An 11,800-nucleotide genomic window follows, 5' to 3' on the forward strand; every position below is an offset into this window, starting at 1 on the left:
GCCGGGATGTACATCTATCGCTTGGTCCTGCTCCTGGTAGTGGGGATTTATCTGTTCTCCCCGGCCATCATGGATTGGTGGATCGACGCCACGGGCGCCTGGTATCGCCCTTATTTGCTCTGGCTGATTCTGATTGTCGTGACCTTCATTCTGCAGAGCCAAAAAGATGCCGATGAGCTTTAGCCTGACCCAGATGATCCTGATCAGCGCCGCGTACCTGGCGGTGCTGTTCGGCGTGGCCTGGATCAGCGAACGGGGCATGATCCCCCGGGCGATTATTCGCCACCCGCTGACGTACACCCTGTCGCTGGGTGTTTACGCCAGTGCCTGGGCGTTTTATGGCACGGTGGGCCTGGCCTATCAGTACGGCTATGGTTTTCTGTCCAGCTACCTCGGGGTTTCCGGGGCCTTTCTGCTGGCGCCGGTGCTGTTGTACCCGATCCTGAAAATCACCCGCACTTATCAGCTCTCGTCCCTGGCCGACTTGTTCGCGTTTCGTTTTCGCAGCACCTGGGCCGGTGCACTGACGACAATTTTCATGCTGATCGGCGTGTTGCCGTTGCTGGCATTGCAGATTCAGGCAGTGGCCGACTCCATCAGCATCCTCACCCGCGAGCCGGTGCAGCATCGCGTGGCCCTGAGCTTCTGCGCACTGATTACGCTGTTCACGATTTTCTTCGGCTCACGCCACATCGCTACCCGCGAGAAACATGAAGGCCTGGTGTTCGCGATTGCCTTCGAGTCGGTGATCAAACTGATCGCGATTGGCGGCGTCGGTCTGTATGCGCTGTATGGCGTGTTCGACGGCCCGCAGCAGCTGGAGCTGTGGCTGCTGCAAAACCAGACCGCCCTCGCCGCCCTGCACACGCCATTGCAGGAAGGCCCGTGGCGCACGCTGCTGCTGGTGTTCTTCGCCTCGGCGATTGTGATGCCGCACATGTACCACATGACCTTTACCGAAAACCTCAACCCGCGTTCGCTGGTCAGTGCTAGCTGGGGTTTACCGCTGTTTCTGCTGTTGATGAGCCTCGCGGTGCCGCTGATTCTCTGGGCCGGGCTGAAACTCGGCGCCACGACCAATCCGGAATACTTCACCCTCGGCATCGGCATCGCCGCCAACAACAAAGCCCTGACGCTACTGGCGTATGTCGGCGGATTGTCGGCGGCCAGTGGCCTGATCATTGTCACCACACTGGCGCTGTCCGGGATGGCGCTGAATCATCTGGTGTTGCCGCTCTATCAGCCGCCGGCCGAAGGTAATATCTACCGTTGGCTGAAATGGACCCGCCGGGCGCTGATCGTCGCGATCATCATGGCCGGTTACGGTTTCTACCTGATGTTGGGTGCCGAGCAGGATCTGGCCAACCTCGGCATCGTCGCCTTCGTCGCCACGTTGCAGTTCCTGCCGGGGGTGTTGTCGGTGCTGTACTGGCCGACCGCCAACCGCCGCGGCTTCATTGCAGGCCTACTGGCAGGGATTCTGGTATGGCTGGTGACCATGCTGCTGCCGCTGGTCGGCAATCTGCAAGGCTTCTACATTCCACTGCTGAACATGATTTACGTGCTGGACGACACCAGTTGGCACATGGCAGCAATCGCCTCGCTGGCCGCCAACGTGCTGATGTTCACCCTGATCTCGTTGTTCACCAACGCCAGCCCCGAAGAGGCCAGCGCCGCCGAAGCCTGCGCGGTGGACAACGTTCGCCGCCCGCAACGCCGCGAACTGCATGCCGCCTCGCCTCAGGAATTCGCCACGCAACTGGCCAAACCATTGGGCGCCAAGGCTGCGCAGAAAGAAGTCGAACAGGCGCTGCGCGATCTTTATCTGCCGTTCGATGAACGCCGTCCATATGCCTTGCGTCGTTTGCGTGACCGTATCGAAGCCAACCTCTCCGGCCTGATGGGGCCGAGCGTGGCGCAGGACATGGTCGAAACCTTTCTGCCCTACAAGGCTGGCGGCGAAAACTACGTCACCGAAGACATCCACTTCATCGAAAGCCGTCTTGAGGATTACCACTCGCGCCTCACCGGTCTTGCTGCCGAACTCGATGCCCTGCGCCGCTACCACCGCCAGACCCTGCAGGAATTGCCGATGGGCGTGTGCTCGCTGGCCAAGGATCAGGAAATCCTCATGTGGAACAAAGCCATGGAGGAACTGACCGGAATCGCCGCGCAGCGTGTGGTTGGTTCGCGCCTGAGCACCATTGGCGATCCGTGGAAAGAACTGCTGCAAGGCTTCATCAATCTGCCGGACGAGCATTTGCACAAACAGCATCTGGCCCTCGACGGTCAGACGCGCTGGCTGAACCTGCACAAAGCGGCGATCGATGAACCGTTGGCGCCAGGTAACAGCGGTTTGGTGCTGCTGGTGGAAGATTTGACCGAAACCCAGATGCTCGAAGACAAACTGGTGCACTCCGAGCGCCTGGCCAGCATCGGTCGACTGGCAGCCGGCGTGGCTCATGAAATCGGCAACCCGATCACCGGCATTGCCTGTCTCGCGCAAAACTTGCGCGAGGAGCGTGAGGAAGATGCCGAACTCACGGAGATCAGTGGGCAGATTCTCGAGCAGACCAAACGCGTATCACGCATTGTTCAGTCGCTGATGAGCTTCGCCCACGCCGGCAGTCATCAGCACAGCGACGAGCCCGTCTGTCTGGCGGAAGTGGCCCAGGATGCCATCGGCCTGCTGGCCCTGAACCGGCGCAATTTCGAAGTACAGTTCTACAACCTGTGCGACCCCGATCACTGGGTCGAAGGCGACCCGCAGCGTCTGGCCCAGGTATTGATCAATCTGCTCTCAAACGCACGCGATGCCTCGCCTCCAGGCAGTGCGGTGCGAGTCAAGAGCGAAGCCGGCGAACACACGGTCGATCTGATCGTCGAAGACGAAGGCAGTGGTATTCCCTCGAGCATCATGGACCGATTGTTCGAACCTTTCTTCACCACCAAAGACCCTGGCGAAGGCACCGGTCTGGGCCTTGCACTGGTCTATTCCATCGTTGAAGAGCATTATGGACAAATCACCATCGACAGCCCGGCTGATGTTCAAAGCCAACGCGGCACCCGTATCCGGGTAACTTTGCCGCGTCATGTCGAAGCGACGTCCGCTGTGAACTGAGACCGTCGAGAGTATCGAATCAATGCCGCACATTTTGATCGTCGAAGACGAAACAATTATCCGCTCCGCCTTGCGCCGTCTGCTGGAACGTAACCAGTACCAGGTCAGCGAAGCCGGATCCGTGCAGGAAGCACAAGAGCGTTTCAGCATCCCCACATTTGACTTGATCGTCAGCGACCTGCGTTTGCCGGGCGCACCCGGTACCGAGTTGATCAAACTTGGCCAGGGCACTCCGGTGCTGATCATGACCAGTTACGCCAGCCTGCGTTCGGCCGTCGACTCAATGAAGATGGGCGCGGTGGATTACATCGCCAAGCCTTTCGATCACGACGAAATGCTCCAGGCCGTCGCGCGAATCCTGCGTGACCGGCAATCGGCGCAAGCCAGCGGTGAACCGGTCGTCGGCAAAACGAGCAATGGCGCCGCGAAAAACGGTGTCGACAACAGCAACGGCGAAATCGGCATTATTGGCTCCTGCCCACCGATGCAGGACCTGTACAGCAAGATCCGTAAAGTCGCGCCGACCGATTCCAACGTCCTGATCCAGGGTGAATCCGGTACCGGTAAAGAACTGGTAGCACGCGCCCTGCATAACCTGTCCAAACGCGCCAAGGCGCCGATGATCTCGGTGAACTGCGCGGCCATTCCAGAAAGCCTGATCGAGTCCGAACTGTTCGGCCACGAAAAAGGCGCGTTTACCGGCGCCAGTGCCGGGCGTGCCGGGTTGGTGGAAGCGGCGGATGGCGGCACCTTGTTCCTCGATGAAATCGGCGAACTGCCTCTGGAAGCCCAGGCCCGCCTGCTGCGTGTGTTGCAGGAAGGCGAAATCCGCCGGGTCGGTTCGGTGCAGTCGCAGAAGGTTGATGTACGCCTGATTGCCGCGACCCACCGGGACCTCAAGAGTCTGGCGAAGATTGGCCAGTTCCGTGAAGACTTGTATTACCGTCTTCACGTGATCGCCTTGAAGCTGCCGGCCCTTCGCGAGCGCGGGGCGGACGTCAATGAAATTGCCACTGCATTCCTCGCGCGGCAGAGCGCACGGGTCAACCGTACCGATCTGAAATTCGCCCTGGATGCCGAACAGGCGATTCGGCATTACTCCTGGCCGGGTAACGTTCGCGAACTGGAAAACGCAGTCGAGCGCGCGGTGATCCTGTGCGAAAGCCCGGAGATTTCCGCAGAGCTGCTGGGCATCGACATCGAACTGAGCGATCTGGATGACGACGACTTCATCGGCCTGGCGCCCCAGCAGGGCAATGGCGCCGGTAACACCAGCCACGAACCGACCGAAGATTTGTCCCTGGAAGACTACTTCCAGCATTTCGTTCTCGAGCATCAGGACCACATGACCGAAACCGAACTGGCCCGCAAACTCGGGGTCAGTCGCAAATGCCTGTGGGAACGCCGTCAGCGCCTGGGCATTCCGCGGCGCAAGACCGGGGTAGCCAGCGAGAGCTGAACCGCACCTGTCGGATGTGCGGGTAACACATGACATTGTGAAAAAAACTGTTACCTCAGCTTTTTCGCGTAACAGAAACCGGGGCTTACGGTAACGAAGCCCCGGTTTTTTTGGGCCTCGAAAAACACCATTAGCCTGCCTAACCCCTTGTTTTACTGGCCTTCACAAAAGTTGGCACGCACCCTGCTATATGTTTGGTACAAGAACAATAACAAGCAATGTACAAGACAATAAAAATAAGACGAATCGACTCACGCACAATAAAAACAAGACGGCGAGAGGCGTAGCTAACTGATTCTTTTGGAGAGGCGTTGCATTTGGGGCTTGCCCCACGACCAGGCCGAGAATAATAAAAACTGTCTCAAGACAGTGCCTGAACTGGTTGGATCGAACGATCACAGCAACACAGCGACCAAAGCAATCCGTTTGCTCTTGGCTCCCGATTGGGAGGGTCATGAAGGAAAACTTCATGGCGAGGGCGCTCAACAAAAACAAGAAGCCCGAAACCAATAATAAAAATAGAGCATGCAACTACTTCTTGGGGAGCTTCGGCTCCCCTTGTGGTTTCTGCCGTTTGGGCACGCCACGCGACATCCCCTTCACACGCTTGCGCAGCTTCCTACACCATCCCCCGACTAAATGCTAGAATCCCCGCCCATCATGCGGTCATTCTTCGTTATGGCCGAACATTCCTTCAAACAGTGCATCCCATGCTGAAGAAGTTGTTCCAGTCATTCCGTTCTCCCAAGCGTCATACGCAACACATTCGCAGTACGCCTGAAGTGCTCAACAGCGGCCAACATTCGCTGCAAAAGGCCAAGTTCAGCCGTTACGCGGTGAATATCGTCGAACGCCTGCAGAACGCCGGTTACCAGGCTTACCTGGTCGGCGGCTGTGTGCGAGACATGCTGCTCGGCATCACGCCGAAAGATTTCGACGTCGCCACCAGCGCCACGCCTGAACAGATACGCGCCGAATTCCGCAACGCGCGGATTATCGGTCGGCGTTTCAAACTGGTACATATCCACTTTGGCCGCGAAATCATTGAAGTCGCGACCTTCCGCGCCAATCACCCGCAAAACGACGAGGACGAAGACAGCAACCAATCGTCTCGTAATGAAAGCGGGCGCATTCTGCGTGACAACGTCTACGGCACTCTGGAAGAAGACGCGCAACGTCGCGACTTCACCATCAACGCCTTGTATTACGATCCGGTCAGCGAACGCATTCTCGACTACGCCAACGGCGTACACGATATCCGCAATCATCTGATCCGCCTGATTGGCGATCCGAAGCAACGCTACCAGGAAGACCCGGTGCGGATGCTGCGGGCCGTGCGTTTCGCCGCCAAGTTGAATTTCGGCATCGAAAAACACAGCGCCACGCCGATCCGCGAACTGGCGCCGTTGCTACGCGAGATCCCGTCGGCTCGTCTGTTCGAAGAAGTGCTCAAGTTGTTCCTCTCCGGCTATGCCGCGGACACCTTCGAAATGCTGGTCGACCTGCAGTTGTTCGATCCGCTGTTCCCGGCCAGTGCGGCAGCGTTGGAGCACAACCCGACCTACACGCACACGCTGATCAGTGAAGCGCTGATCAACACGGACCTGCGGATCAAGCAGAACAAACCGGTCACCCCGGCGTTCCTGTTTGCCGCCCTGCTCTGGCCTGCCCTGCCGGCCCGTGTGTTGCGCCTGCAAGAACGCGGCATGCCGCCGATTCCGGCGATGCAGGAAGCCGCTCACGAGTTGATCGCCGAACAGTGCCAGCGCATCGCCATTCCGAAACGCTTCACCATGCCGATCCGCGAGATCTGGGACATGCAGGAGCGTCTGCCACGGCGCAGCGGCAAACGCGCCGACCTGTTGCTGGACAACCCGCGGTTCCGCGCCGGTTACGACTTCCTGCTGCTGCGTGAAAGCGCCGGTGAGCAGACCGATGGCCTGGGCGAATGGTGGACCGACTATCAGGACGCCAACGACAGCGAACGCCGGGACATGATCCGCGACCTCAGCGGCAAGGACGACGGTACTGGCGCTCCACGCAAACGTCGCCGCAGCGGCGGTGCCAAGCGCAAGCGCGCGGCCGGCGCACCGAGCGCTACAGGCGAGTAAGCATGGAACGCATTTACATCGGCATGGGCAGCAATCTGGCTGACCCTGCGGAACAGTTGCGCAGCGCTGCCTTGGCGCTGGCGCAATTGCCTCAGACCGAACTGGCCGGGGTTTCCGGGTTCTATCAAAGTGATTCGCTGCTGCCCGGCCAACCGCGTTACACCAACGCGGTCGCCGCGCTCGATAGCGAACTCGCGCCGCTGGAGCTGCTGGATGCGCTGCAAGCCATCGAGAATGGCCAAGGCCGCGAGCGCCTTGAACGCTGGGGCCCGCGCACGCTGGATCTGGACATCGTGCTGTTTGGCGATCGACTGATCGACGAACCTCGCCTCAAAGTCCCCCACTATCACCTGCAGGAACGGGCCTTTGTGCTCTATCCGCTGGCCGAGCTGGCACCGGCTGATCTGCGCCTGGCCGATGGCCGCACCCTCACAGCATTGCTCGCTGCCTGCCCGTTCGTCGGGTTGGAACGCCTCTCCCCGAATTGATAAAAAACCCTGTGAGAGCGGGCTTGCCCGCGATGGCGGACTATCAGTCAACATTGATGTTGAATGTAAAGTCGCTATCGCGGGCAAGCCCGCTCCCACAATGGTTTCTGTCGTATCAAAGATTTGCAGCAGCTAAAATCTGCTGAATCGCATCAGTAACGCCGGTAACACCCCACACGTAACAATGCGGTAACACACACAATTGACTTCCCGGGTTCTCCTCACGACTATAGGCGTCCCGCTGCCGCCAACGCGGCGCCAAAGGGCGCAATCCAGGCCTTACAAGCACCACGAAAGAAGGTGCGCCTGTATAAATGACGAATCACGCGCGTTACTCGCAGTAGTTTCCATAGCGCCTGTAATGAGGATTTTTTTCATGCCAGCCATCACCCTGACCACGCTCCAGAGCCTCAAGCAGAAAGGTGAAAAGATCACCATGCTGACCTGCTATGACGCGACCTTCGCCCATGCCTGCAATGAGGCCGGGGTTGAAGTGCTGCTGGTGGGCGACTCCCTCGGCATGGTCTTGCAAGGTCACGACAGCACCCTGCCGGTGACCACCGCTGAAATGGCCTACCACGTGGCGGCCGTCAAACGCGGCAACGCCGATGCCCTGATCCTCGCCGATCTGCCCTTCATGGCCTACGCCACCATTGAACAAACCATGACCAACAGCGCGCTGTTGATGCAGTCCGGTGCCCACATGGTGAAGGTGGAAGGTGCATTGTGGCTCGCGGACTCGATCCGTCTGCTGGCCGAACGGGGTATCCCGGTCTGCGCGCACATGGGGCTGACGCCGCAATCGGTCAACATCCTTGGCGGCTATAAAGTCCAGGGCCGCAACGAGAATCAGGCGCGGCAAATGCGCGCCGACGCCATCTCCCTGGAACAGGCCGGCGCGGCCATGCTGCTGCTCGAATGCGTACCCAGCGAACTGGCCGAGGAAATCACCCAGGCGGTGAAGATCCCGGTGATCGGCATCGGCGCTGGTAGCGGCACCGACGGCCAGGTACTGGTCCTGCACGACATGCTTGGCTTGTCCATTACCGGCCGCGTGCCAAAATTCGTGAAGAACTTCATGACCGGCCAAACCAGCATTCAAGCTGCCTTGAGCGCTTACGTCACTGAAGTCAAAGCGGCGACTTTCCCTGGCATCGAACACGGATTCTCTGCATGAACACCGTAAAAACCGTACGCGAACTGCGGGCCGCCGTGGCCCGTGCCCGCAGCGAAGGCAAGCGCATCGGCTTCGTGCCGACCATGGGCAACCTGCACAGCGGGCATATCGCGCTGATTACCAAAGCCACGCAACGGGTGGATTTCGTGGTCGCGAGCATTTTCGTCAACCCGCTGCAGTTTGGCGCCGGCGAAGACCTCGACAAGTACCCACGGACCCTGGCCGCCGATCAGGAAAAACTGCTCCAGGCCGGTTGCCATCTGCTGTTCGCACCCACCGTCGAAGAAATGTACCCCGACGGCATGGCCGGCCAGACCCGCGTCAGCGCTCCGCAACTGTCCGAAGGCCTGTGCGGCGCCAGCCGTCCGGGGCATTTCGAAGGGGTGGCGACCGTAGTCAGCAAGCTGTTCAACATGGTCCAGCCGGACTTGGCGATCTTCGGCCAGAAAGACTTCCAGCAACTGGCAGTGATTCGTGCCCTGGTGCATGACCTGAACATGCCGATCCAGATCATCGGTGAGCCTACCGTACGCGCCGCCGACGGCTTGGCCCTGTCGTCGCGCAATGGCTTCCTCAGCGAAGAGCAGCGGGCCATCGCGCCAGAGGTCTATCGGACCCTGACCCGGATCAGCGACGCCATCAAACAGGGCGAGCGCGATTATCCGACGTTGATCAACGAGCAGATCAAACAGCTTGAAGCCGCTGGCCTGCGTGCGGACTATCTGGAAATTCGCCATGCGCTGACCTTGCGTCCAGCGACGGCGGAAGATCGGGATCTGGTGATACTGGTGGCGGCGTTCCTGGGCACGACGCGGTTGATCGACAACCTGCATCTGAACCTCGACGCACCCGTATAAACACCACCAAACCCTGTGGGAGCGGGCTTGCCCGCGATAGCGATTTAGCAGTCGACATAGATGTTGACTGTTAGTACGCCATCGCGGGCAAGCCCGCTCCCACATTGGTCCTGCATCAAATCCCACATCGTATTGCCGCCCTTCAAGCCTTCGGGCAAACTGCCCGCCGTTCGATTCCGACCTGGGGAAACACTCATGCACGCCATCATGCTCAAGGCCAAGCTGCATCGCGCCGAAGTCACCCACGCTGTACTCGATTACGAAGGCTCTTGCGCCATCGACGGCGAATGGCTGGACCTGTCCGGCATTCGTGAGTACGAACAGATCCAGATCTACAACGTCGACAACGGCGAACGCTTCACCACCTACGCGATTCGTGGTGAAGAAGGTTCGCGCATGATTTCGGTCAACGGTGCCGCAGCGCACAAGGCCAAGGTCGGCGATCGCGTGATCATCTGCGCTTACGCTCACTACAGCGAAGCCGAATTGCTCAACTTCAAGCCACGCATGCTCTACATGGCGCCAAGTAACGAACTGAGCCACACCAGCAATGCCATTCCGGTTCAGGTCGCCTGATCGAACCGCTCCCCCTGTCAGCCTTCCGTTTGTCGGACCGCTCCCGGTTTAAATGTTAAAAAAGTACCGGGAGCAGGTCAGACAAAGTCAAGACAGATTGCAGCGCGAGGTTTACTGTATTCGCCCTGCGCCAGAAATCGTGTCGACGCAGTTGACCGGAAGCCCACTCGCGGCTCTCCGGGATTTTTAGTGTTCAAAAGGCTGTTCAAGTAAAAAGGAAAACCGCAGCGATGGCGTACTACCGCACTCCTCACGACGTTACCGCTCTGCCCGCCTGGCAAGCGTTGAATGACCACCGCCAAGCCATGCAGGATTTCAGCATGCGCGAAGCCTTTAATGCCGATCCGCAGCGCTTTACCCAATTCACCCTTAGCAGCTGCGGCCTGTTTCTCGACTACTCGAAAAACCTGATCAACGCCGAGACCCGCAACCTGCTGGTGGGCCTGGCCAACGAAGTCGACCTCAAGGGCGCGATCAAAGCGCTGTTCGATGGCGAAATCGTCAACTCTTCCGAAGGCCGTCCGGCCCTGCACACCGCACTGCGCCGCCCGGTGGGCGACAAGTTGTCGGTCAACGGCGTCAACGTGATGCCCGATGTGCACAAGGTGTTGAACCAGATTACCGACCTCGTGGGTCGCATCCACGACGGTTTGTGGCGCGGTTACACCGAGAAGCCGATCACTGACGTGGTGAACATCGGCATCGGTGGCTCGTTCCTCGGCCCTGAGTTGGTATCCGAAGCGCTGCTGTCCTACGCCCACAAAGGCGTGCGCTGCCATTACCTGGCGAACATCGACGGCAGTGAATTCCACGAACTGACCATGAAGCTGCGCGCCGAGACCACGCTGTTCATCGTCTCGTCGAAATCCTTCAACACCCTCGAAACCCTGAAAAACGCCCAGGCCGCCCGCGCGTGGTACCTGGCTCAGGGCGGTTCGGAAGCCGAGCTGTACCGTCACTTCATCGCCGTTTCCAGCAACAATGCTGCGGCGGTGGCATTCGGTATTCGCGAAGAAAACATCTTCCCGATGTGGGACTGGGTCGGCGGGCGTTACTCGCTGTGGTCGGCTATCGGTTTGCCGATTGCACTGGCCATCGGCATGTCGAACTTCAAGGAACTGCTGTCCGGTGCCTACACCATGGACCAGCACTTCCAGAGCGCGCCATTCGAACAGAACATGCCAGTGCTGCTGGCGTTGCTCGGTGTCTGGTACGGCAACTTCTGGGGCGCGCAAAGCCACGCGATCCTGCCGTACGACCACTACCTGCGCAACATCACCAAACACTTGCAACAGCTGGACATGGAATCCAACGGCAAGAGCGTGCGTCAGGACGGCACGCCAGTGTCCACCGATACCGGCCCGGTGATCTGGGGCGGCGTCGGCTGCAACGGTCAGCACGCTTATCACCAGTTGCTGCACCAAGGCACCCAGCTGATTCCGGCCGACTTTATCGTGCCGATCGTCAGCTTCAACCCGGTGTCCGACCACCACCAGTGGCTGTACGCCAACTGCCTGTCGCAAAGCCAGGCGCTGATGCTGGGCAAGACCCGCGCCGAGGCCGAAGCCGAGCTGCGTGACAAAGGCATGAGCGAGGACGAAGTGCAGAAGCTGGCGGCACACAAGGTGATCCCGGGCAACCGTCCGAGCAACACCTTGGTGGTCGAACGCATCAGCCCGCGTCGTCTTGGCGCACTGGTGGCGCTGTATGAACACAAAGTCTTCGTACAAAGCGTGGTCTGGGGCATCAATGCCTTCGATCAGTGGGGCGTGGAGCTGGGCAAGGAGCTGGGCAAAGGCGTCTACAACCGCTTGGTCGGCAGCGAAGAAACCCCGGCTGACGATGCCTCCACCCAAGGCTTGATCAACTACTTCCGCGGTCGTCACCGCGGGTGATTTGACGCCACGCAGCTGCCCTTGTGGGAGCGAGCCTACTCGCGATAGCGGTCTGACATTCAAATTGATGTTGAATGTTTTGCCGCCATCGCGAGCAGGCTCGCTCCCACATTGGT

The 11,800-nt window shown here is 59.4% G+C and carries 9 protein-coding genes; all 9 read left to right on the forward strand.

What is annotated here, in order from left to right:
* Positions 1-6 precede the first annotated feature (6 nt).
* The 9 genes from AB3226_RS10095 (at position 7) to pgi (ending at position 11,684) form a co-directional block, all read left to right on the forward strand.
* Positions 7-183, forward strand: coding sequence for a hypothetical protein (locus AB3226_RS10095; RefSeq protein WP_003176118.1), 177 nt, complete (start codon positions 7-9; stop codon positions 181-183).
* Positions 167-3,121, forward strand: a complete 2,955-nt coding sequence (locus AB3226_RS10100; protein WP_367372971.1) for an ATP-binding protein — start codon at positions 167-169, stop codon at positions 3,119-3,121. Before AB3226_RS10095 ends, AB3226_RS10100 begins: the two co-directional genes overlap by 17 nt.
* A 22-nt stretch (positions 3,122-3,143) precedes the next feature.
* Positions 3,144-4,580: a sigma-54 dependent transcriptional regulator gene (locus AB3226_RS10105; protein ID WP_008015096.1), complete on the forward strand. Its 1,437-nt coding sequence runs from the start codon at positions 3,144-3,146 to the stop codon at positions 4,578-4,580.
* Positions 4,581-5,290: 710 nt separating this feature from the next.
* The gene (locus AB3226_RS10110) at positions 5,291-6,691 is read left to right on the forward strand and encodes a polynucleotide adenylyltransferase PcnB (RefSeq protein WP_367372972.1); all 1,401 of its coding nucleotides are present in this window, start codon (positions 5,291-5,293) and stop codon (positions 6,689-6,691) included.
* A gap of 2 nt (positions 6,692-6,693) precedes the next feature.
* Positions 6,694-7,179, forward strand: a complete 486-nt coding sequence (gene folK, locus AB3226_RS10115) for a 2-amino-4-hydroxy-6-hydroxymethyldihydropteridine diphosphokinase (protein ID WP_367372973.1) — start codon at positions 6,694-6,696, stop codon at positions 7,177-7,179.
* A gap of 376 nt (positions 7,180-7,555) precedes the next feature.
* Positions 7,556-8,356: a 3-methyl-2-oxobutanoate hydroxymethyltransferase gene (panB, locus tag AB3226_RS10120; RefSeq protein WP_367372974.1), complete on the forward strand. Its 801-nt coding sequence runs from the start codon at positions 7,556-7,558 to the stop codon at positions 8,354-8,356.
* Positions 8,353-9,213, forward strand: a complete 861-nt coding sequence (panC, locus tag AB3226_RS10125; RefSeq protein WP_367372975.1) for a pantoate--beta-alanine ligase — start codon at positions 8,353-8,355, stop codon at positions 9,211-9,213. The genes panB and panC overlap by 4 nt, the downstream gene beginning before the upstream one ends.
* A 195-nt stretch (positions 9,214-9,408) precedes the next feature.
* The gene (gene panD / locus AB3226_RS10130; RefSeq protein ID WP_367372976.1) at positions 9,409-9,789 is read left to right on the forward strand and encodes an aspartate 1-decarboxylase; all 381 of its coding nucleotides are present in this window, start codon (positions 9,409-9,411) and stop codon (positions 9,787-9,789) included.
* 230 nt (positions 9,790-10,019) lie between these two features.
* Positions 10,020-11,684 (forward strand): glucose-6-phosphate isomerase, encoded by a 1,665-nt coding sequence (pgi, locus tag AB3226_RS10135; protein ID WP_367372977.1) that lies wholly within the window; start codon positions 10,020-10,022, stop codon positions 11,682-11,684.
* The last annotated feature ends 116 nt before the right edge of the window (positions 11,685-11,800 follow it).

The organism is Pseudomonas lini (genome assembly GCF_964063345.1).
Taxonomy (GTDB): Bacteria; Pseudomonadota; Gammaproteobacteria; order Pseudomonadales; family Pseudomonadaceae; genus Aquipseudomonas; species Aquipseudomonas lini_B.